1 protein-coding gene is annotated in these 1,072 nt (G+C 66.5%); it reads right to left on the bottom strand.

The window, feature by feature from the left end; all coding sequences use genetic code 11:
* Nucleotides 1-620 precede the first annotated feature (620 nt).
* Nucleotides 621-932 (bottom strand): hypothetical protein, encoded by a 312-nt coding sequence (locus Ato02nite_RS51175; RefSeq protein ID WP_213013997.1) that lies wholly within the window; start codon nucleotides 930-932, stop codon nucleotides 621-623.
* Nucleotides 933-1,072 lie beyond the last annotated feature (140 nt).

Here is a 1,072-nt window from a genome sequence, read left to right as displayed (position 1 = left end):
GCCGGGTTCGTATCCGCCGCCGGGTTCGTATCCGCCGCCAGGCGGCTATCCGTCGCAGGGCGGGTATGCACCGCCGGTCCCGCCATCGTCTGAGCCGCCGTACTCGCCTGACGCTCCGCCCCGCGCGCCGCGGCCCTAGTGGTACTTACAACCATCCTGATCTGCCGCTGTCATGGCGCATGGCTGCTCAACGGCGATCACGCGGCGTTATCTCTCGGGTGGCCAAGCGCCGCGCCGCGCGAGGCGGTCAAGGTAGTCGAGGAGTTTCACCTCGCTGCGAGCGAGCCGGTTTCGCTGGACCGCCGGCAGGTCGGCAAGCGCGTCTGTAAGGTGTTCGCCTCGCGGCACGTACACCATGCCGCCCGAGTACTCGCGACAGGTTGAACACCAGGCCAAGCCGATGCAGCGCTCGTAGGAGCTGTCGGATGGTGCGTAGTGGCGAAACCTGTAGCTGCGAATCTCGTCGTCGCATGCGCCGTGTGAAGGACGACTTTCATGGACTGCGCTCACCTTGGACCACGTCCATCCGGCAGCCCTATGCCCCATGACGCCGATCTTCTCGTACGGCAGCCGGCACCGCCATCCGGATCTGCCGCTGATAGGGGTGCTGAGGGCACCGGTCAGCGGCGGTCAGCAGGGCGTAGCAACACTGCGTACAGGTCACGGGATCCGGGCTCGTGGACGTTGCCATCGGCGTCGCGCCCGAGTGGAGCGGACTCGCCGGCTGTCGGGAAGTACCAGACCTCCTCCACGTCGGCCAGTGGTGAGCAGTCGTCCCCACCCGTTCCGTCGCTCGCGACGACGACGATGGCGTCGTCTGGCAGGTCGGCGAGAATGGACCGCAGGCCGGCGACGGTGATCGTCCCGAGAGTGAGCATCGGGTCGACTCGGGCATTCTGATCCCGCACATAGGTGTTCTCGTCAGGGCCCACTGCGTTCTCCGCTCGTCGTGATGTTGCAGCCGTCGGTTACTCCAGGCACAGGATGCAGGACTTCGGAACATTTGCCCGGCGCTTGCCCAGGCTCAGGACCGCAGCGCCGCCCTGACCTCAAGTTCGCACTGTCATGCCGC

This window comes from Paractinoplanes toevensis (assembly GCF_018332695.1).
Lineage (GTDB): Bacteria > Actinomycetota > Actinomycetes > Mycobacteriales > Micromonosporaceae > Actinoplanes > Actinoplanes toevensis.
The sequence above is the reverse complement of the archived record's forward strand: the minus strand, read 5'-3'. Positions and strand labels throughout refer to the sequence as shown.